The 20,984-nt window shown below is 59.7% G+C and carries 22 protein-coding genes; 2 read left to right on the top strand and 20 right to left on the bottom strand.

Annotated features, from left to right (window positions below):
• Positions 1-50: 50 nt before the first annotated feature.
• The 17 genes from JJN09_RS17250 to JJN09_RS17170 all read right to left on the bottom strand — a co-directional run bounded on the left by JJN09_RS17250 (position 51) and on the right by JJN09_RS17170 (position 13,617).
• Positions 51-611: a DUF1285 domain-containing protein gene (locus tag JJN09_RS17250; RefSeq protein ID WP_249482792.1), complete on the bottom strand. Its 561-nt coding sequence runs from the start codon at positions 609-611 to the stop codon at positions 51-53.
• A gap of 15 nt (positions 612-626) precedes the next feature.
• On the bottom strand, positions 627-1,232 hold the full coding sequence (locus tag JJN09_RS17245) for a DUF4823 domain-containing protein (protein WP_007950810.1): 606 nt from the start codon (positions 1,230-1,232) through the stop codon (positions 627-629).
• Positions 1,233-1,354: 122 nt separating this feature from the next.
• Complete coding sequence (locus JJN09_RS17240; protein ID WP_249482791.1) at positions 1,355-2,323, bottom strand: GTP 3',8-cyclase MoaA; 969 nt, start codon at positions 2,321-2,323, stop codon at positions 1,355-1,357.
• 137 nt (positions 2,324-2,460) lie between these two features.
• Positions 2,461-3,099, bottom strand: coding sequence for a TetR/AcrR family transcriptional regulator (locus JJN09_RS17235; protein WP_007950805.1), 639 nt, complete (start codon positions 3,097-3,099; stop codon positions 2,461-2,463).
• A 341-nt stretch (positions 3,100-3,440) separates the two neighbouring features.
• Positions 3,441-4,226, bottom strand: a complete 786-nt coding sequence (locus JJN09_RS17230; RefSeq protein WP_249482790.1) for a TatD family hydrolase — start codon at positions 4,224-4,226, stop codon at positions 3,441-3,443.
• 15 nt (positions 4,227-4,241) lie between these two features.
• Positions 4,242-4,598 (bottom strand): PilZ domain-containing protein, encoded by a 357-nt coding sequence (locus tag JJN09_RS17225; protein ID WP_085704734.1) that lies wholly within the window; start codon positions 4,596-4,598, stop codon positions 4,242-4,244.
• 42 nt (positions 4,599-4,640) lie between these two features.
• Positions 4,641-5,624 (bottom strand): DNA polymerase III subunit delta', encoded by a 984-nt coding sequence (locus tag JJN09_RS17220; protein WP_249482789.1) that lies wholly within the window; start codon positions 5,622-5,624, stop codon positions 4,641-4,643.
• Positions 5,617-6,249 carry a dTMP kinase gene (tmk, locus tag JJN09_RS17215; RefSeq protein WP_249482787.1) on the bottom strand — a complete coding sequence of 211 codons (633 nt, stop codon included), beginning with the start codon at positions 6,247-6,249 and terminating at the stop codon, positions 5,617-5,619. The genes JJN09_RS17220 and tmk overlap by 8 nt, the downstream gene beginning before the upstream one ends.
• 19 nt (positions 6,250-6,268) lie before the next feature.
• A complete protein-coding gene (gene mltG / locus JJN09_RS17210; RefSeq protein WP_249482785.1) occupies positions 6,269-7,450 on the bottom strand; it encodes an endolytic transglycosylase MltG in 1,182 nt (393 codons plus the stop codon).
• 3 nt (positions 7,451-7,453) lie between these two features.
• Positions 7,454-8,269 carry an aminodeoxychorismate lyase gene (gene pabC / locus JJN09_RS17205; RefSeq protein ID WP_249482784.1) on the bottom strand — a complete coding sequence of 272 codons (816 nt, stop codon included), beginning with the start codon at positions 8,267-8,269 and terminating at the stop codon, positions 7,454-7,456.
• Complete coding sequence (fabF, locus tag JJN09_RS17200) at positions 8,269-9,513, bottom strand: beta-ketoacyl-ACP synthase II (protein WP_007908259.1); 1,245 nt, start codon at positions 9,511-9,513, stop codon at positions 8,269-8,271. The genes pabC and fabF overlap by 1 nt, the downstream gene beginning before the upstream one ends.
• Positions 9,514-9,621: 108 nt before the next feature.
• Positions 9,622-9,858, bottom strand: coding sequence for an acyl carrier protein (gene acpP / locus JJN09_RS17195; protein ID WP_003442511.1), 237 nt, complete (start codon positions 9,856-9,858; stop codon positions 9,622-9,624).
• 196 nt (positions 9,859-10,054) lie between these two features.
• The gene (gene fabG, locus JJN09_RS17190; RefSeq protein WP_007950790.1) at positions 10,055-10,798 is read right to left on the bottom strand and encodes a 3-oxoacyl-ACP reductase FabG; all 744 of its coding nucleotides are present in this window, start codon (positions 10,796-10,798) and stop codon (positions 10,055-10,057) included.
• A 16-nt stretch (positions 10,799-10,814) separates the two neighbouring features.
• Positions 10,815-11,753: an ACP S-malonyltransferase gene (gene fabD / locus JJN09_RS17185; protein ID WP_249482783.1), complete on the bottom strand. Its 939-nt coding sequence runs from the start codon at positions 11,751-11,753 to the stop codon at positions 10,815-10,817.
• 125 nt (positions 11,754-11,878) lie between these two features.
• Entirely contained in the window at positions 11,879-12,889 is a 1,011-nt protein-coding gene (gene plsX, locus JJN09_RS17180) for a phosphate acyltransferase PlsX (protein ID WP_249482782.1), read from the bottom strand.
• Between the two features lie 4 nt (positions 12,890-12,893).
• Positions 12,894-13,076, bottom strand: coding sequence for a 50S ribosomal protein L32 (gene rpmF / locus JJN09_RS17175; protein ID WP_003179396.1), 183 nt, complete (start codon positions 13,074-13,076; stop codon positions 12,894-12,896).
• Between the two features lie 13 nt (positions 13,077-13,089).
• Entirely contained in the window at positions 13,090-13,617 is a 528-nt protein-coding gene (locus JJN09_RS17170; RefSeq protein ID WP_038364482.1) for a YceD family protein, read from the bottom strand.
• Positions 13,618-13,723: 106 nt separating this feature from the next.
• Here JJN09_RS17170 and JJN09_RS17165 point away from each other — a divergent pair, with 106 nt between their 5' ends.
• The gene (locus JJN09_RS17165; RefSeq protein WP_249482781.1) at positions 13,724-14,302 is read left to right on the top strand and encodes a nucleoside triphosphate pyrophosphatase; all 579 of its coding nucleotides are present in this window, start codon (positions 13,724-13,726) and stop codon (positions 14,300-14,302) included.
• 49 nt (positions 14,303-14,351) lie between these two features.
• Here the strand turns inward: JJN09_RS17165 and sppA are convergent, their stop codons facing one another.
• The 3 genes from sppA to rluC are packed head-to-tail and all read right to left on the bottom strand — an operon-like array spanning position 14,352 to position 16,977.
• Positions 14,352-15,341 (bottom strand): signal peptide peptidase SppA, encoded by a 990-nt coding sequence (gene sppA / locus JJN09_RS17160; RefSeq protein ID WP_249482779.1) that lies wholly within the window; start codon positions 15,339-15,341, stop codon positions 14,352-14,354.
• 24 nt (positions 15,342-15,365) lie between these two features.
• Complete coding sequence (locus JJN09_RS17155; RefSeq protein WP_249482778.1) at positions 15,366-16,028, bottom strand: HAD-IA family hydrolase; 663 nt, start codon at positions 16,026-16,028, stop codon at positions 15,366-15,368.
• Positions 16,015-16,977, bottom strand: coding sequence for a 23S rRNA pseudouridine(955/2504/2580) synthase RluC (gene rluC / locus JJN09_RS17150; protein WP_007950779.1), 963 nt, complete (start codon positions 16,975-16,977; stop codon positions 16,015-16,017). The genes JJN09_RS17155 and rluC overlap by 14 nt, the downstream gene beginning before the upstream one ends.
• A 697-nt stretch (positions 16,978-17,674) precedes the next feature.
• Here rluC and rne point away from each other — a divergent pair.
• Positions 17,675-20,935: a ribonuclease E gene (gene rne, locus JJN09_RS17145; protein WP_249482777.1), complete on the top strand. Its 3,261-nt coding sequence runs from the start codon at positions 17,675-17,677 to the stop codon at positions 20,933-20,935.
• Positions 20,936-20,984: the final 49 nt, after the last annotated feature.

Genomic DNA, 20,984 nt, shown 5'->3' with positions numbered 1-20,984 from the left:
GGGAGTCAACGACAAAAAAACCGCAGCCTGCTTTCACAGACTGCGGTTTTTCAGGGCTCGAGGCCGATGCGGAAGAACTCGCCGCTACTCCAGACGCCGAGCCAGCGCTGACCATCGATTTCACGGCTGACCGCCAGCTCCACCAATTGGTAGAACACGTTGCGATGGATCAGCGCTTCGAGGTTGGTGCGGACATGCACGTAAGGCGCAGGTTCTTGCGTCATCGGATCGATCTCGACGCGAATCGGATGCTCCGGGCCGGCCTCGGTGGTTTCATCGACATTGGTGGTAAAGCGCAGCACTTGCGCCTCACCCTCGCCCTCCACTTCGACGGCAATCGCCACGAATGGCGCGTCATCGACCTTGATCCCGACCTTCTCAACCGGAGTGATCAGGAAATAGTCATCGCCATCGCGGCGGATGATGGTGGAGAACAGTTTGACCATCGGCTTGCGCCCGATCGGCGTGCCCAGGTAATACCAGGTGCCGTCCCGGGCGATGCGCATGTCGATGTCGCCACAGAAATCCGGGTTCCACAAGTGCACCGGCGGCAAGCCTTTGGTTTTGGGGATTTGCCCCAGCAGGTCATTGGCTTTTTGCGGGCCACTCATGGCGTACTCCTTGAATTACTGGTCCCCGACGCCCAACAGGCTGCGCGCGTACTGCGCAAGCGGTGGGCCGATCAGGTCTTCGGGCTTGTTGTCGTGGAACGTCAGTAAACCGCCACGACTCTTGATCCGTGCAGTATCAATCAAATACTGGGTGCTGGTCTCGATCAACATGATCTGAATCACGCCACCGTCGATACCGAGGCGATCCACGGCTTCCTGATCCAGCCATTCATCGGAGTTGCCGATGCGGTCGTCGGCCTTGGCGAAACGGGTATACAACAGGTAGTGAGCACCGGCATCACGGGCTTCGCCCATCGCTTGGTCAAGACCTTCCGGCGCGCGGGCGCGGCGAACCATCGGGAAGTATTCGACGAAGCCTTTGAAGGCCTCTTCGGCCACTACGTTGGGCCGCGGGTAGGAACCACCCGGCGGCGCGAACGAACCCTGCGCGATGTAGATGAACGAATCCGGCTGAATGCGGAAATTGTTTACGCGGCGGCTGTCGCTGTGATCCAGCAGACCTGCGTCGCTCATCTGGTAGCGAGTCCCTTCGGCCATGTCACTGACAGTCATACAGCCGCCCAGCGCCAAAACGGCCAGCAGCAAAACCAGGCTACGCATCCTAATCCTCCAGAAGCCGGTGACGGAAAACCGGCGAATGGCCGTAGGATGCAGCTTTTGCGCCAGTCCTTGGAAATGTGCAGGTATCCGGTTTGAAATAAGGCGTTGTGGTTACACCGGGCTCAGCCGCCGATGATCTTCATGACGGTGGCGCCGCCGGAGAACGCGACTTCCTGCTTGTCGCCCAAGGCTTTGACCAGCAAACGTTGCAACGCTGGCAGCGCCTCGTGGCGAGGTTTGTCGAGCAGGTCACCGACGTAGTGGCGGTTGCTCGATGACAGGCAACCATGCAGCCATCCGGTGGATGAGAGGCGCAGTCGCGAGCAAGTTCGGCAGAACGGTACGCTTTCGTTGGCGATCACGCCGAAGTTGCCCAATCCTGGAATGGCATAGCGAACAGCGGTGGCATCCACGGGCGCGTCGGTTTGCGCGTACTCGTAATGTTCACCGATCAGGCTCAGCAGCTGTTGCAGGCTGACGAACTGTTGCAGGAAGGCGTTGGAGTCATTGGCCAGATGGCCCATGCGCATCAGCTCGATAAAACGCAGTTCAAAGCCGCGTTCAAGGCAGTAATCGAGCAGCGGCATCACCTGATCGAGGTTCTGCCCGCGCAACGGCACCATGTTGACCTTGATCTTCATCCCCGCCGCTGCCGCCTGATCCATGCCGTCGAGCACGGTGGCCAGGTCGCCGCCACGGGCAATGCTGCGGAACGCGCCGGCGTCCAGGGTATCGAGGGAAACGTTGATGCGTCGCAGGCCCGCATCGACCAGCAACGGGAGTTTCTTCGCCAGCAGTTGACCGTTGGTGGTCAGGCTGATGTCTTCCAGGCCCATCTTGCCGACGGCGGTCATGAAAGATTCGAGTTTGGGACTGACCAGCGGCTCGCCGCCGGTGATACGCAGGCGCTCGATGCCGGCGGCTTCGATCAGATAGGCAACGCCGCGTGCCATGGCCTCGGCCGACAGTTCATCCTGCGCAGCCACCAGCCGCTTGCCGTTAGGCACGCAGTAGGTACAGGCGTAATTGCAGGCTGAGGTCAGACTGATCCGCAAATTGCGAAAACGCCTGCCTTGACGGTCAACGATCATGAAGCACTCCGGCGATGGAAAATCGAGCGGCTAAAACTTGACTCACAATTCAAGTTTTAGCAAGCCCTATGCCTGAGTATATTCCTGCGGTACTGCGCCATGTAGCGAAAACACGGCGCATAAGGCGACTGAATGATTCAGCTGCTTGGGGTTTCAGGGTCGCGCTTGCGCTTGTTGCCCATGCGCACGCCGATGTCCATCAGGAACTGGAAGAAACCTTCCTGATCTTCCAGCACATTGCTCCAGAACGGCGAGTGATACAGCGCCACCGCGCCGTGCACCAGCGCCCAGGATGCGCAGTAATGGAAGTACGGCGGCACGTCTTCGAGCTTGCCTTCGCTGATGCGGCCCTTGATGAGCAGCGTCAGGCGTTCGAAGTTCGAGGCACGGATCTTGTGCAGCTCCTCGACCATCTCAGGGACCTGATTGCCCTTGACCACCTTCTCTTCCAGGCGATCGAACAGGCGATAGCGCTGCGGGTCGCGCATGCGGAATTCAAAGTAGGCACGGGACAGCGCTTCCTTGTCCTTGTCGACATCGGCCGAATGCAACAGCTCGTTCAAGTCGCGCTCGTAATCGAGCATCAGGCGCAGATAGATTTCCGCCTTGGACTTGAAGTGCTTGTAGATCGTGCCTTTGCCGATACCCACGGCATCAGCAATCATCTCGACGGTGACACTGTCTTCACCTTGTTCGAGGAACAGCTTGAGCGCGGTATCGAGAATTTCTTGCTCGCGGCGACGAAACTCACGGACCTTACGAGGTTCTTTGTGCATAAGAAAAGGTCTGTAGGGGTCAAAATTCGAAGCCGCGTATTATGCCTAACTTGCGCAAAAATGCACGGATCATCCGACCATATCTGTGTTTCTTGTTCATTTCACGAACGTTTCGGGGGGAATGAGAACATAACCGAAGCGAACGTATTCCAAATTTGTTTAAAAACCCCGACCGGCCAACTGGACTGAACGCCAGACTGATCAATACTTGAACTGTCGGGCGACATCTCCCCCAAGTGTCGCGCCGGTAAAGGTACCAAGGGACCGCGTGCCTTTGTTTTACTCCTAATGGTCTTAACCCGGATTCACCCCCCAGAACCCGGGTTTTTTTTGCCTGCGATTCAGGCTTTTACGTGCGCCAGCGGAAACAGTCGCTTGAAGTTCTCCGTGGTCTGCTCGGCAAAGCGCTCGTAATTCTCGCCCCGCAGCATCGCCAGAAACTCTGCCACTTCCCGCACGTATTGCGGCAGGTTCGGTTTGCCGCGATACGGGATCGGCGCCAGGTACGGCGAGTCGGTTTCCACGAGCAGGCGATCTGCCGGGACTTTGCTTGCCACATCACGCAAGGCATCGGCGTTGCGGAAGGTGACGATGCCCGACAGGGAAATGTAATAACCCATGTCCAGCGCCGCCTTGGCCATGTCCCAGTCTTCGGTGAAGCAATGCAGCACACCGGCCTGGGGCAACGCAGCTTCGCGCAACAGTTCAAGGGTGTCGGCGCGGGCGCCACGGGTGTGGATGATCACCGGTTTGCCGGTCTGCTGCGCGGCTTGCAAATGCAGACGGAAAGACTCCTGCTGCAATTCGGCGGCTTCCGGCTCGTAGTGGTAGTCCAGACCGGTTTCGCCGATCGCCACCACTTTCGGGTGATTGAGCTCGTGCAGCAGCCAGTCCAGAGCAGGCGCCGCGCCGGGCTGCACATCCAGCGGATGCACGCCGACCGAACAATCGACGTCGTCGTAACGCTCGGCCAAGGCTTTGACGTCGGCAGCGTTGTCGGCGCTGACGCCGATACACAGGAAATGCCCGACTCCGCGCTGACGGGCTACATCCAGCGCGGCATCCAGGGAGCCGTCGTGAACGGCAAGGTCGAGGCGATCAAGGTGACAATGAGAATCTACGAGCATAAAAAGGACTGCAACTTACATCGTATGAGTGGGACGGTCGGATTTCAGGGCTCCGGCCAGATGAGTTTCGATTCGACTGCGCGCGGTGTTGTCGCCATCGTTGAATTGCACGCCGACGCCGGCAGCGCGGTTGCCCTGGGCGCCTTTGGGGGTGATCCAGGCGACTTTGCCGGCCACTGGAATCTTTTCCGCCTCGTCCATCAGGTTCAGCAACATGAACACCTCGTCGCCCAACTTGTAGCTTTTGTTGGTCGGGATGAACAGGCCACCGTTCCTGATGAACGGCATGTAGGCGGCGTAAAGGACGGACTTGTCCTTGATGGTCAGGGACAAGATGCCGTTGCGCGGCCCCGGGCTGACGGGTTCATTCATGTTGACCTCCACTGCTGATGTTCAGAGTCTAGGTACACATTCTTATCTTTGGCCAGGCAGACTCGCCCATTGCACCAACAATGCTTCCAGCAGCAATGCCGCATTGAGGTTGGCCTTGCTCAGGACTTTCTGACGCTGGGCGAGAATCCAGTCCTGGATATCGAGGACTTTGCGCTGGGCGCTTTTCTGCGCCAGGTACTGCACGACCTTGCGCATGTCGGTCAGGCCGAGGCCTGCTTCATCCTGGGTCAATTGATAACGCAGGATCAGGCTCGACCAGTCACAGAACCAGTCGAACAGACGCAGCATCGGAATGTTTTTCCACTCCTCGGCGAGTTGCGTCGGCGATTGTTGCTGCTTGAGCAGCTTCTTCACGCCTTCGACAACCTGCGCCCGCTGCTCACGTACGCCCTGCGCCTGCAAAGTGACGGCCGCCAACGGCGAGCCGGCGGCCAGGGTCAGCAGCTCGACACGCTCTTCTTCGGAGCATTCCGGCAGTGCCTGAGCCAACCATTGCATGCTCATGGCCTCGCTCGGCAGCGGACAGGCCTGCTGCACACAACGGCTCTTGATGGTCGGCAGCAAGCGGCTCGGCTGGTGACTGACCAGCAACAGCACGGTATTGCCGGACGGCTCTTCGAGACTCTTGAGCAAGGCGTTGGCGGCGTTGATGTTCATCGCCTCCACCGGCTCGATCAACACAATCTTGCGACCGCCCAACTGCGCGGTTTGCACCACGAAGCTGACCAGATCGCGCACCTGGTCGACCTTGATCGCCTTGTCCGCTTCTTCCGGTTCGAGAATGTAATTGTCCGGGTGGCTGCCGGCCTTGAGCAGCAGGCAGGACTTGCACTCGCCGCAGGCTTCAGGCGTCGGACGCTGGCACAGCAGGCTGGCCATAAGACGCTCGGCCAACGCGCGCTTGCCGATCCCGGCGGGCCCGTGCAGCAGATACGCGTGGGCGTGCTGAGTGCGTCCGGCCAGTTGCTGCCAGAGACTGTCCTGCCATGGATAGGCCTCAGCCACGGCACAGCTCCAGCAAGTTCGGAATCAGGGTATCCAGCGATTGTTGAACCTTGGCCAACGGCTGACCGGCGTCGATCCGCACATAGCGGGCAGGATCGGCCTCGGCACGCTTGAGGAACGCGCTGCGCACGGCCTCGAAAAACGCCCGGCCTTCCAGCTCAAAACGATCCAGACGACCTCGGGCGCTGGCCCGGGCCAGGCCGATTTCCACCGGCAGATCGAAAATCAGCGTCAGGTCGGGACGCAGATCGCCCTGCACGAAAGTCTCCAGCGCAGCGATGCGCTCCAGCGACAAGCCGCGCCCGCCGCCCTGATAGGCGTAAGTCGAATCGGTGAACCGGTCGCACAAGACGACGGCACCACGGGCCAGCGCCGGGCGAATGACTTCAGCCAGATGCTGGGCACGGGCGGCGAACACCAGCAACAGCTCGGTGTCCGGGTTCATCACTTCGTCGACCGGGGCCAGCAACACTTCGCGAATGCGCTCGGCCAGCGGCGTACCGCCGGGCTCGCGGGTCAGCACCACTTCGATACCGTCGGCGCGCAGGCGCTCGGCGAGGTATTCGCGATTGGTACTCTTGCCGGCGCCTTCCGGTCCTTCCAGGGTAATAAACAAGCCAGTCACAGGCAGTCCTTAATCAAAGTCATTGCGCGTTTTGCGGTGCGGCCGCTTCGGTTTCCCGCGTCGGTAATGGCTCCTGGGCAGGAACCGGCGGCAACGATTCAGGCGCAGTGTCAGGTGATGCGGCAGGAATGGTTTCGCTATTTGCCGGAGTGGCTCCCGGTGCCGACGCCGGCGGCGGGCTCGAACGGTAATCCGAGCGCCGCTTGAGCTGGAACTCACGCACCGCACTGTTGTGCGCATCGAGGTCATCGGAGAAAACGTGGCTGCCATCTCCCCGGGCTACAAAATAGAGGCTGGTGCCTTCCACCGGGTTCAACGCGGCGTGAATCGCCTCGCGACCGACCATCGCAATCGGCGTCGGCGGCAGGCCCGGAATCACGTACGTGTTGTAAGGAGTGGCTTCCTTGAGATGAGCACGGGTCAGCTTGCCGTTGTAGCGATCGCCCAAACCGTAGATCACCGTCGGATCCGTCTGCAGCTGCATGCCCAGCGCCATGCGACGCACGAACACGCCGGCAATCTGACCACGCTCCTGGGGAACACCGGTTTCCTTCTCCACCAGAGAGGCCATGATCAGTGCCTGGTAAGGCTCGGCGTACGGTGCGTCGGCGGATCGACCTTCCCATTCCTTGGCCAGTACTTCATCAAGGCGGTCGAACGACTTTTTCAACAACTCGGTATCGGACACTCCACGCACGAAACGGTAGGTATCGGGGAAGAATCGACCTTCGGGAAACACGCCCTTGTGGCCGATTTTGGTCATCACATCGCTGTCGCTCAGACCGTCCAGGGTCTGCTCGATCTTTTCATCTTTCGCCAGCGCGGCGCGCACCTGATGGAAGTTCCAGCCCTCGACCAGAGTCAGACTGTACTGAACTACTTCGCCACGCTTCCACAGATCGATCAGGCCCTTGACGGTCATGCCCGGCTGCATGCGGTACTCGCCCGTGTGAATCGGGGTGCCTGCCAGATTGAAACGCCAGTAGATGCGCAGCCAGAAAGCGTCCTTGATCACGCCATCGGTTTCAAGTCCGAGAATAGTGCGGGTCGGCGTGGAACCCTTGGGCACATCCAGCAGTTCTTCCTGCGTGATGTTCAGAGGCTGTTCCAGTGCCGAATGAATCTTCCAGGCGCTGGCGCCCAGCAGCAGCCCTGCCAGAACCAGTCCGGTTTCCAGCAGCAGCAAAAGTTTACGTCTCACGAATCAGGCATCCAGTAGCGTGCGGGCAATGGTTTGCAGTTTACGGGTGAGCGGCCCAACCGGCCAGCTCAGTGCAGCGTACGCGCGTACCGGCCAGACGCCATACACGCTGTTGCAGACAAACACTTCATCGGCCCATTGCAGCTGATCAAGGCTGATATCGGTGATTTGCACGGGGATACCCGATGACGCTGCCTGAAACAATATTTCGGCGCGCATCACACCGGCCACGCCGCAACGTTTCAGATCCGCCGTGACCAACACGCCATCGCGTACCAGAAACAGGTTGCTGAACACGCCTTCGATCACACGGCCTGCCTGGTCGAGCATCAAGCCTTCGGCATGCTCGCTGTCTTGCCATTCGGCGCGAGCGAGGACCTGCTCCAGACGATTGAGGTGTTTGAGACCTGCCAGCAAGGGCTGGAAAGATAAACGCGTCGTACACGGAAACAGGCGAACGCCTTGCTCGCCATGAACGGCAGGATAAGCGACAGGAGGATTGCCTTGCAGAATGCGTCGGCCCGGCGCCGAAGGATCCGGCGCATAACCGCGCAAACCGTCGCCACGGGTGAGGATGAGCTTGAGCACACCCTCGCCCATGGTCGCTGCATAGGATTGCAGCTCGCTACGGATCAGCCCGATATCGGCCGCGATGGCCAGGCGTGAACAGCCTTCGGCCAGTCGCGCCACGTGACGCTCCAGCAGCAAAGGCTGGCCGTTACGCACGGCGATGGTCTCGAACAGACCATCGCCGTAAGCCAGGCCGCGATCTTTCAGCGACAGAGCGTCAGCCGGTTGACCGTCGACCCAGCAGTCCATCAGCCGGCGAACCGACGGAACGCCAACGTGCCGTTGGTGCCGCCAAATCCGAACGAGTTGGACAACACGACATCGATGTCCATGTTGCGCGCGGTGTGCGGCACGAAGTCGAGGTCGCAGCCTTCATCCGGCTCATCAAGGTTGATGGTCGGTGGCGCCACCTGGCTGTTGATCGCCAGCACGCTGAAGATCGCCTCAACCGCGCCCGCCGCACCCAACAGGTGACCGGTCATGGACTTGGTGGAGCTGACTGCCAGTTTGTAGGCGTGATCACCGAACACCGACTTGATCGCATTGGCTTCGGCAAGGTCGCCGGCCGGGGTCGAAGTGCCGTGTGCGTTGATGTATTGCACTTGATCGACATTGATCTTCGCGTCACGCAGCGCATTGGTGATGCAACGCGCAGCACCGGCACCGTCGGCGGGTGGCGAAGTCATGTGGAAGGCATCGCCACTGGTGCCGAAGCCGATCAGCTCGGCGTAGATGGTCGCGCCGCGAGCCTTGGCGTGTTCGAGTTCTTCAAGCACCAGGGCGCCGGCACCGTCGGACAGGACGAAACCGTCGCGGCCCTTGTCCCATGGACGACTGGCGCGGGTCGGTTCGTCGTTGCGGGTCGACAGTGCGCGGGAGGCGCCAAAGCCGCCCATGCCCAGGCCGCATGCAGCCATTTCGGCGCCGCCGGCAATCATCACGTCGGCTTCGTCGTACATGATGTTGCGGGCTGCCATGCCGATGCAGTGCGTACCGGTAGTACACGCTGTGGCGATGGCGTAGTTAGGCCCCTGTGCACCCAGGTGGATGGACAGGAAACCGGAAATCATATTGATGATCGAGCCAGGCACAAAGAACGGAGAAATCCGGCGCGGGCCAGTCTCGTGCAGGGTGCGACTGGTTTCTTCGATGTTGGTCAGACCGCCGATACCCGAACCCATGGCCACGCCAATGCGTTCACGGTTGGCATCAGTGACTTCCAGACCGGCATTGCGTACGGCTTGAAAGCCGGCCGCCAGACCGTACTGAATGAACAGGTCGAGCTTGCGCGCTTCCTTGACCGACAGGTATTCCTCGACATTGAAGCCCTTTACCGAGCCGCCAAAGCGGGTGGAATAGGCAGAAAGGTCGGTGTGTTCGATCAGACCAATGCCACTGCGGCCAGCCAGAATGCCCTGCCAACTGCTCGGCACATCCGTGCCCAGTGGCGACAACATACCCATACCGGTGACTACGACGCGTCTACGCGACACAGCACTCTCCTTTTTCAAATGACGACTTTGCATCAGGCCTAAAGAAAAAACCGCACGCCATGATGGCAGTGCGGTTTTTCCATGACAGCAAGCAACGATTACAAGCTATTACGCCTGGTGGTTAGTAACGTAATCGATTGCAGCTTGTACAGTAGTGATCTTCTCAGCTTCTTCGTCAGGGATTTCGGTCTCGAATTCCTCTTCCAGAGCCATCACCAGCTCAACGGTGTCAAGGGAGTCGGCACCCAGGTCTTCTACGAAGGAAGCGGTGTTTACCACTTCTTCTTCTTTAACACCCAGTTGCTCGGCAACGATTTTCTTGACGCGCTCTTCGATGGTGCTCATACCTTGTTTTCACTCCTAATGGACAAATTCAGGCAGCTGGCCAGTGGGTAAGTGTATAGAAAGACTTTTCAGCTTTTCAACTGAAAGCTTCACTCCTCAAACCCTGCGGCCCTCTGCCTATAAATAGATTGCAGCTTTATAACGGATTTTAGACAGCTCGTATGACATTTTTTTGAAGCAATCCGTCACATTTGAATTACATGTACATCCCGCCGTTAACCGGGATTGTAGCCCCGGTCACGTATGCCGCACCGTCGGATGCAAGAAAAGCGACCACGGACGCGATCTCTTGAGCTTGTCCCAGACGGCCCAGCGGAATCTGCGTCTGCAAGGCTTCACGCTGTGCTTCAGGCAGCTCGCGAGTCATATCGGTGTCGATGAACCCTGGGGTCACCGAGTTGACCGTAATCGAACGCGAACCGACTTCACGCGCCATGGCACGGCTGAAACCTTCCAGACCGGCCTTGGCGGCTGCATAGTTTACTTGGCCAGCGTTGCCCATGGCACCCACCACCGAGCCAATACTGATAATTCGACCCCAACGCGCCTTGGTCATGCCACGCAGGACGCCCTTGGACAGGCGATACAGACTGTTCAGGTTGGTATCGATCACGTCGTACCACTCGTCGTCTTTCATGCGCATCATCAGGTTATCGCGGGTGATGCCGGCATTGTTGACCAGGATCGCGACTGGAGCACCGAACTGCTCCTGGATGCTCGCGAGCACCTTGGTAACCGATTCATCACTGGTAACGTTCAGTTCGAAACCTGCGCCCTGAATGCCGTTTTCCTTCAGGGTCGCAGCAATGCGCTCGGCGCCCGAAGCGGAAGTCGCGGTGCCAACAACGATGGCGCCCTGACGACCCAGTTCCAGTGCGATAGCCTGGCCGATGCCACGGCTTGCGCCGGTGACCAGTGCAACTTTACCTTGCAGACTCATGCAAGCTTCTCCTGATTCAGACAGCCGCTGCGCGAGCAGCAGCGAAAGCGTCTGGGGTATTGAGGTTGGAAGTCGAAACGCCTTCGGCGCAACGTTTGTTCAGACCGGCCAGCACTTTGCCAGGGCCGCACTCGACCAGATTGGTCGCGCCTTTGGCAGCCAGGGTCTGTACGGACTCGACCCAGCGAACCGGCTTGTAGAGTTGCTCCAGCAGATCACGCTTGAGGGTTTCCAGATCCGTCGGCACCTGAGCGCTGACGTTCTGTACCACGGGGATCTGCGGCGCCTGCCAGTCGATGGCAGCGATGGATTCAGCGAAACGCTCGGCAGCCGGACGCATCAGTTCGCAGTGCGACGGCACGCTGACCGGCAGCGGCATGGCACGCTTGGCGCCACGGGCCTTGCAGCCTTCGATGGCGCGCTCGACGGCAGCCTTGGCACCGGCGATCACCACCTGACCCGGCGAGTTGAAGTTCACCGCGCTGACCACTTCACCTTGCGCCGCTTCGGCACAGGCCGCCAGCACGTCGGCATCTTCCAGACCAAGGATAGCGGCCATGCCGCCCTGCCCGGCCGGAACGGCTTCCTGCATCAACTGGCCACGGCGCTCAACGAGCTTCACCGCATCGGCCAGGCTCAGGCTGCCCGCAGCGACCAGCGCGCTGTACTCACCCAGGCTGTGACCGGCAACGAATGCCGGGCGCGCACCACCTTCAGCCAGCCACAGACGCCACAGGGCGATCGAAGCGGTCAGAATGGCCGGTTGGGTTTTATCGGTTTGATTGAGCAGCTCTTCCGGGCCCTGCTGGGTCAGCGCCCACAGGTCATAGCCCAGAGCATCGGATGCTTCTTTGAAAGTTTCGAGGATCAGCGGATGTTGCGCGCCCAGCTCGGCCAGCATGCCGAGGGACTGCGAACCCTGTCCTGGAAAGACGAATGCGAGGGAAGCAGACATGTAACAAGCCCCTAATGATCTTGTCGTCGGAAAAATGGCATCCCGCTAGAGGGACGCAAGAAACTGACAGTTGGATGGCCCTTTGAACCGGGCGGTCACATTTAAGCATTGTCCGACGAAAACGCCTAAGACAACAAATCCTCCAGACGGCCGTGCAGGCGCTCGGGAAGATTCTCCTGAATCTCGATCAGCGCACGCTGAATGGCACTTTGAAACCCCTGAACCCCGGCCGAACCGTGACTTTTCACGACGATCCCCTGCAAGCCTAAAAAACTTGCGCCGTTGTGTCGCGCCGGCGCCAGATCAGCCTGCAGACGCTTCATCAAGGGCAGCGCCAGTGCGCCGACAGCGCGGGAGGCGAGGTTTTTCTTGAACAAAGCCTCGATGCGCGCGGCAATCATCGTCGCCAGGCCTTCGCTGGACTTGAGCAGGATGTTGCCGACGAAACCGTCACAAACCACCACATCCGCCTCGCCGCGATACAAACCATCACCTTCGATGAAACCGATGTAATTGATACCGCGGGCAGCCTGCAACAACGTTGCAGCGAGCTTGACCTGCTGATTGCCCTTGATGTCCTCGGTGCCAATGTTCAGCAACGCGACACGCGGACGGGTAATGCCCAGCGTTTGTGCCGCCACAGATCCCATAACAGCAAACTGCAACAGATGCTCGGCGCTGCAATCGACGTTGGCACCCAGATCGAGTAACTGACAGTAGCCCTTCTTAGTAGGAATCGCGGCGACCATGGCCGGACGATCAATCCCCGGCAAGGTCTTGAGCACAAAGCGCGACAGCGCCATCAGTGCACCGGTATTGCCGGCACTGACGCAGGCCTGAACCTTGCCATCACGCAGCAATTCGAGAGCGACACGCATCGACGAATCCGGCTTGCCACGCAGGGCCTGGGCAGGTTTTTCGTCCATGGTGATGACTTCGGACGCCGGAACAATCGTCAGGCGCGCGCGATCGGCAGCCGATTGGCCGGTGATCAATTCTTCAAGAAGGGAGGGTTGACCGACGAGGGTCAGGTGCAGCGAGGGCGTAGCAGAAAGGCAAGCAAGGCTGGCCTGAACAATGCTGCGGGGACCGAAGTCCCCGCCCATTGCGTCAATCGCGATGACTTGAGCGGACAAGTGATTACTCGTCAGCGCCCTTGTCGATCACTTTACGGCCACGGTATACGCCTTCTGGCGATACGTGGTGACGCAGGTGAACTTCACCAGTGGTTTTTTCTACAGACAGGGTGCTAGCCTCGAGAGCGTCGTGCGAACGGCGCATGTCACGGGCAGAGCGGGATTTTTTGTTCTGCTGAACAGCCATAATTGATTAACTCCTAAACGTTTGGGTCACGCTTTAACTGCGCCAATACACTGAACGGGTTGGACCGCGTTACCTCGTCCTCGCTCGGTTCGGGCTCATCTGCTCCCGCCGGCTGCTGGCATTCTTCCGGATGATGAGCAGGCACAATAGGCAAGGCGAGCAGAAGCTCTTCCTCGACCAGTGACTGCAGATCCAAAGGATCTTCGCCCAGTTCCAGCACGTCATAACCTTTCGGTAACGACTGGGTATTCGCACCCTCCTTCACTACAGCGTAACTGCATTCGCTGTGGATCGGCAGGGTGACCAGCTCAAGACAACGCTGGCAAACCATTTTGACTTCGGTGTCGATAAAGCTGTGGATCACCACAGATTTACGTTCATCTCGTTCAAAAACGAATTTAGCCTGCACCGTACCGACATCGTCGGAAAGCGGGTCGCAGAGTCTCTTCAAATCGGCCAGCAGCAGTTCACCTTGAAGGGTGGTGCCACGGTCAGCCAATTTGCGCGGGTCAACGTGAGGTGGAATCGGGTCATTCAACATAGGCGCAGCATTATAGGGATGCACCCGCCCATGTCAAAGGAAATTGCGCCCTGTCCGTCACTTACGCGGCTCCGCTAGAATCTGCCACCTGCCTCTGGAGATGCGAATGCTGCCTTTATTACTCGCTTCAAGCTCGACCTATCGTCGGGAATTGCTCAGCCGCCTGCGCTTACCGTTCGTCTGCAGCTCACCGGATATCGACGAAAGCCACCGCCCGGACGAGTCGGCAATCGAGCTGGTCAAACGCCTCGCCGAACAGAAAGCCCGGGCCTTAGCTGACGAATATCCCGACCATCTGATCATCGGCTCCGACCAGGTTGCCGTACTCGGCGAGCGGATCATCGGCAAGCCGCACACCTTCGAAAACGCCCGCGAACAACTGATGGCCGCCAGCGGCGCCAGCGTGACCTTCCTCACCGGCCTGGCCCTGCTCAACAGCCAGACAGGCCACTGCCAGGTCGACTGCGCCCCCTTCACCGTCCACATGCGCACGTTGGACCAGGCCCGCGTCGAGCGCTACCTGCACGCAGAGCAGCCCTACGACTGCGCCGGCAGCTTCAAGGCCGAAGGACTGGGCGTGAGCCTGTTTCAGTCCACTGAAGGCCCCGACGCCACCAGCCTGATCGGCCTGCCGCTGATTCGCCTGATCGACATGCTGCTGGCGGAAGGCGTACAGATTCCCTGAGTCACAAAAAACCGGCCACGAAGGCCGGTTTTTTTTATTCATCAAGCGATCAACGCAATGATGGCCCGTGGAAACCCATCCACATTGCCAACTGCTCGGCCACACTGGCGCCCAGTTTTTTCGAGAAGCGGTCGAACGGCGATTCCTGAACGGTGAAGTCCACCAGCTCCTTTTCGCCAATCACGTCGCGCGCCACCGAACTGGCATTGCCCAGACCATCGATCAACCCCAGCGGCAGCGCCTGCTCGCCAGACCAGACCAGACCGGAAAACAACTCAGGATGTTCCTTGTCCTTCAGGCGATCGCCACGCCCCTGCTTCACGCTATTGATGAACTGCTTGTGCGTGGTATCCAGCACACTTTGCCAGAACGCCGTTTCTTCCGGTTTCTGCGGCTGGAACGGATCAAGGAACGACTTGTGCTCGCCAGAGGTGTAAGTGCGACGTTCGACACCCAGCTTCTCCATGGTGCCAACAAAGCCGTAACCGGCCGCCGTCACACCGATAGAGCCGACCAGACTCGCCTTGTCGGCGTAGATCTGATCCGCAGCACTGGCGATGTAATAGGCACCCGAGGCACCGAGATCGGAAATCACCGCATACAGCTTGGTGTCCGGATGCAGGCCGCGCAGGCGCTTGATCTCGTCATACACATAACCCGACTGCACAGGACTGCCGCCAGGACTGTTGATGCGCAGGATCACGCCCTTGACCTTCTTGTCCTCGAACGCTGCGCGCAGACTGCCGACGATGTTGTCGGCGCTGGCCGGCTCCTTGTCGGCAATCATGCCGGTGACGTCGATCAGCGCGGTGTAGTTGGAGCTGCGCGTGGCGCTTTTTTCCATGTCCATCAATGGCGTGAACAGGATCAGCGCAACAAACAGATAAACAAACGTCAGCAGCTTGAAGAAGATCCCCCAACGCCTGGAACGACGCTGCTCCTGCACACCGGCCAGTAGCGTCTTTTCCAGCAGCTTCCAGCTTTTCGCGTCACCGTCGTCGGCAGTTGCCTTGGCCGGTGCTTTCCATTCGTCGGTCATGCCATCCACCCCAGCAAAAACGTATTAAGCCTGCTGCGCGAGCCAGGCATGCAATTCACAAAATCGGTCAATCGACAGACGCGGCTCGAACTGCTGCAGCGATTCGATCGATTGCGCACCATAACTGACCGCCACCGAATCCATCCCCGCATTGCGTGCCATCAGCAGATCGAAGGAAGAGTCCCCGACCATCAGCGCCTGCTCCGCGCGCACACCGCAGTGCGCAAGGATCTGCTCCAGCATCAGCGGATGCGGTTTGCTCGCCGTTTCATCGGCAGCGCGAGTGATATCGAAATAATCTTCCCAGCCATTGGCCTTGAGCACCCGATCCAGCCCGCGACGATTCTTGCCAGTCGCGACCGCCAGGTGGTAACCCTGCTCGCGAAAAGACGCCATCGACTCGACTACACCTTCGAACAACGGCGAAGGCACGGCTTCTGCAGCGATGTAGTGATCCGCGTAATACTCGCGAAACAAGGTCATTTCGGCATCGCTGATGTGCGGATACAAGGTGCGGATCGCCTCGGGCAAGCCCAGACCGATGATGCCTTTGACGGCAAAATCATCACGCAACTCGAAACCTGAACGCCCGGATGCCGAGTGCATTGCCTCGACAATCCGATGAATGGAATCGGCCAGGGTGCCGTCCCAATCAAAAATCAGCAGTTTGTAATCAGATGGGCGCACTCAATCGCTCCACAGTCTTGGCCCACATCTCATCGACCGGTGCCTGCAACTTGAGTTCACCGCCATCGGGCAGCGGCACGGTCAGCATGTAGGCGTGCAAGAACAGGCGCTTGCCGCCCAGATCACGGATTTCCTTACTGAAACCGTCGTCGCCGTATTTGGTGTCACCCGCAATGCAGTGCCCCGCGTGCAACGTGTGGACGCGGATCTGGTGCGTGCGACCGGTGATCGGCTTGGCTTCGATCAGAGTGGCAAAATCGCCAAAGCGTCGCAGGACCTTGAACACGGTCACAGACTCCTTGCCCTCCTCCTCGTCGACCTCGACCATGCGCTCACCGGAGCGCAAATTGCTCTTGCCGAGCGCCGCGCGGACCTGCTTGATCGAGGTCGCCCAGTTGCCGCGAACCAGTGCCATGTAGCGCTTGTCGACACCGTCACCGCGCAACGCGGCATGCAAGTGACGCAACATGCTGCGTTTCTTGGCGATCATCAGCAGGCCGGAGGTATCACGATCGAGACGGTGAACCAGCTCGAGCTCCTTGGCGTCGGGGCGCAACTGACGAAAGGCTTCGATAACGCCGTAATTCAAGCCGCTGCCACCGTGAACCGCAATGCCAGCGGGCTTGTTGATCACGATCAGGGCTTTGTCTTCATAGACAATCGAGGCTTCGAGGCGCTGCAACAGGCCCTGGGCCAAAGGCACCGGCTCGTCACGTTCAGGCACGCGAACCGGCGGCACGCGCACGATATCGCCGGCCTGCAGCTTGTATTCGGGCTTGATCCGACCTTTGTTAACTCGCACTTCGCCTTTGCGCAAAATGCGGTAAATCAAGGTCTTGGGCACGCCTTTGAGCCGGGCGAGGAGGAAATTGTCGATTCGTTGGCCGGCATATTCCGGCGAGACCTCAAGCAATTGAACGCCTGGAGTCGAAGGGGCAGTAGTCGTCATGGCGCGGATGATAACAATTTTTATGGAATTGAAGCACTTAATCATTGCTGCTATAGTCGCGAACGCCGCCAAAAGCGGCCTGGACAGCGGAACCACGGTCAAAAACCGGCCCTGACCAACGCAATTCACCAGGACGCGAGGCCGTCCTACGGGGCTTTCGCTACGTAACGGTGGAGTTTGCAGCTGTAACAAGCGCAGGTGACATGAGGCCTGAATCACGCCGCAAAGCAGAGTTTTGACTCGCCACGCGAGCCATATTCACGGCCAGTTCACAAAGTGCAGTCAGCCGCGGATGACCCCGAGCGAAAGCGCCGGAAACACCGCCTGAATTAGCCATGATGCGTGACCTCCCCTTTCGGAGCTCACGGTAAATGCCAACCCGCTGCGGATTCTGCGCGCGGCAGCACCCGAATTATCAGGGATACGTGTAGGGTGGAGATGCACAACCGCTGGACTGTGTAGCAACAGGCTTTATCAAGACGCTTCATCTCGTCCACAGCCGCGGTTGATTCCTCCTCCTGACTGAGTGCTTAAGTAGCCACAGCAAGCAGGACGCGTACGTCGCGATAACGGCCCAATTGGCCGGACATCGCTGGACACGGGAATGGCCAACCACTCCCGACGCACCTGACACCGACCGTGAGAAGTCGTGTGTGCCGAACGCCGTTTCCGGCAGCCCGGAAACCGACGGTACTACATGAAAAGAATGCTGATTAACGCAACTCAACCCGAAGAGTTGCGTGTTGCACTGGTAGATGGCCAGCGCCTCTACGACCTGGACATCGAATCCGGTGCACGCGAGCAGAAAAAGGCCAACATCTATAAAGGCCGTATCACTCGCATCGAACCAAGCCTTGAGGCTGCCTTTGTCGATTTCGGCTCCGAGCGCCACGGCTTCCTGCCCCTCAAAGAAATCTCCCGCGAATACTTCAAGAAAGCCCCTGAAGGCCGCGTCAACATCAAGGACGTCCTGAGCGAAGGCCAGGAAGTCATCGTTCAGGTCGAAAAAGAAGAACGTGGCAACAAGGGCGCAGCCCTGACCACCTTCATCAGCCTGGCCGGTCGTTACCTCGTTCTGATGCCGAACAACCCGCGTGCCGGCGGTATCTCCCGTCGCATCGAAGGCGAAGAGCGCAACGAACTGCGTGAAGCGCTGAACGGTCTGGTCGCTCCAGCCGACATGGGTCTGATCGTGCGCACTGCCGGCCTGGGCCGCAGCAGCGAAGAAATGCAGTGGGACCTCGATTACCTACTGCAACTCTGGACCGCTATCAAGGAAGCGTCGCTGGATCGTTCCGCGCCGTTCCTGATCTACCAGGAAAGCAACGTCATCATCCGCGCCATCCGCGATTACCTGCGCCAGGACATCGGCGAAGTGCTGATCGACAGCGTTGAAGCCCAGGACGAAGCTTTGACCTTCATCCGTCAGGTGATGCCGCAGTACGCCAGCAAGATCAAGCTGTACGAAGACAGCGTTCCGCTGTTCAACCGTTTCCAGATCGAAAGCCAGATCGAGACCGCTTTCCAGCGCGTAGTCGAACTGCCTTCCGGCGGCTCCATCGTCATCGATCCGACCGAAGCCCTGGTGTCCATCGACATCAACTCGGCGCGCGCCACCAAAGGCAGCGACATCGAAGAAACCGCCCTGCAAACCAACCTTGAAGCGGCCGAAGAAATCGCCCGTCAGTTGCGCCTGCGCGACATCGGCGGCCTGATCGTCATCGACTTCATCGACATGACCCCTGCCAAGAACCAGCGCGCCGTGGAAGAGAAAGTCCGCGAATGCCTGGAAGCCGACCGCGCTCGCGTGCAGATCGGCCGCATCTCGCGCTTCGGCCTGCTGGAAATGTCCCGTCAGCGCCTGCGCCCTTCGCTCGGCGAAAGCAGCGGCATCGTCTGCCCGCGTTGCAGCGGCACCGGCATCATCCGTGATGTCGAATCGCTGTCCCTGGCGATCCTGCGTCTGATCGAAGAAGAAGCCCTGAAAGACCGCACTGCCGAAGTTCGCGCCCAGGTGCCGATCCCGGTGGCCGCGTTCCTGCTCAACGAAAAACGCAACTCGATCACCAAGATCGAACTGCGCACCCGCGCTCGCATCGTTATCCTGCCGAACGACCACCTCGAAACTCCGCATTTCGAAGTTCAGCGTCTGCGTGACGACAGCCCGGAAGCCGCGACCAACCAGTCCAGCTACGAAATCGCTGCCGCTGCCGCCGACGTCGAAGACGTTCAGCCAGCCGCCGCGACCCGCACCCTGGTTCGCCAGGAAGCTGCGGTCAAGACCGCTCCGGCCCGCGCCAACGCTCCGGTTCCGACCGAAGTTGCCGCTCCGGCTCCAGCTCCAGCCCCTGCGCCGGTTGCTGCGCCAGAGCCAAGCCTGTTCAAAGGCCTGGTGAAGTCGCTGGTCAGCCTGTTCGCGACCAAGGAAGAGCCTGTTGCTCCGGTTGTGGTTGAAAAACCTGCCGCCGAGCGTCCGGCCCGCAATGAAGAGCGTCGCAACGGTCGTCAGCAGAGCCGCAACCGTAACGGTCGCCGCGATGAAGAACGCAAGCCGCGCGAAGAACGTGCCCCACGTGAAGAGCGCGCACCGCGCGAGCCGCGTGAAGAGCGTCAGCCTCGTGAAGCCCGTGAAGTCCGCGAGCCACGCGAGTCCCGTGACGAAGCACCGGTAGCCCGCGAAGAACGCGCACCACGCGCCCCTCGTGAAGAACGTGCACCGCGCGCTCCGCGTGAAGATCGCAAGCCGCGTGGCGAGCGTGAAGAGCGCGTACGTGAACTGCGTGAGCCTCTGGATGCCGCACCGGTCGCCGCTGCTGCCGCTGTTGCGGTAGCCGCCGCCACTGAAGAGCGTCCAGCTCGTCAGCCGCGTGAAGAGCGTGCTCCACGTCCACCGCGTGAAGAGCGTCAACCGCGTGCCGAACAAGCCGCTGCTGCCGTAGCCGAAGAAGAAACCAACACCAGCGAAGAGCAACTGCCGGAAGACGGTTCGGAGAACGCCGAAGGCGATCGTCCACGCCGCCGCTCCCGTGGTCAGCGTCGTCGCAGCAACCGTCGCGAGCGTCAGCGTGATGCCAACGGCAATGTGATCGAAGGTTCGGAAGAGTCCGAAACCGGCGAAAACACCGAAGCACCAAGCACTGCCGATCTGGCTGCCGGCCTGGCGGTGACCGCCGCTGTTGCCAGCACCGTGATCAGCGCTCCTGCCGAAGCTCAGGCCCACGAGCAAGCTGAACGCGCGACCGCTGCAACGCTGGAAACCGCTCCAGTGGAAGCGCCGGTTGTTGAAGCAACCACTCCGGTAGAAGTGGCTGCTGCACCGGAAGTCGAAGTGGCGCCGGTTCGCGAAGCTCAGCCTCAGGTTGAAGTCGCTGCCGAACCAGCGGTGACCTTCGAAGCACCAGTCGTTGTTGAAGAGTCGGTTGTCGAAACCGTCGCTGAAACCGTGACCGAGACCGTGCGTGAAGTTCGCGAAGAGCAAACCGCTTTCAACTGGGTCGCCGAGCCGGCTGTCGCTGAAACCCCAGCGCCAGTGGTTGAAGCACCCGTGGTCGAAGAAGCCAAGGCTGCCGAGCCAGTGGTTGTTGCTGAACCGGCACCGGTCGTTGAAGCTCCGGTAACAGAAGCGCCAGTCGTAGCCGAAGCGCCAGCCCCAGTGGTTGAAGCCGCTCCGGTCAGCGCCCTGACGCCAAGTGGCCGCGCGCCGAACGACCCACGTGAAGTGCGTCGCCGCAAGCGTGAAGAAGAGCGTCTGCAGAAGGAAGCCGAACTGGCTGCCGCTGCTGCTCCAGCCGCTGCCGAGCCTGTGGTTGCTGAAGTGGTCGAGGCAGCCCCTGCCCCGGTCGCTGAAGAAGTTGCCGTTGAAGCCGTGATTGCCGAAGCACCACGCTCCGTTCAGGACGCGGTCGAGCATCACGAACAGGCCCAGGAAAAAGAACACGAGCCTAAACCTCTCGTCTGATTCCGACCGCCAATAAAAAGCCCCGCCTGGTGATCCAGGCGGGGCTTTT

The sequence above is a fragment of the Pseudomonas sp. HS6 genome, from assembly GCF_023375815.1.
Lineage (GTDB): Bacteria > Pseudomonadota > Gammaproteobacteria > Pseudomonadales > Pseudomonadaceae > Aquipseudomonas.
Note: the sequence above shows the minus strand (reverse complement) of the source record. Positions and strands in the feature narration are given on the sequence as shown.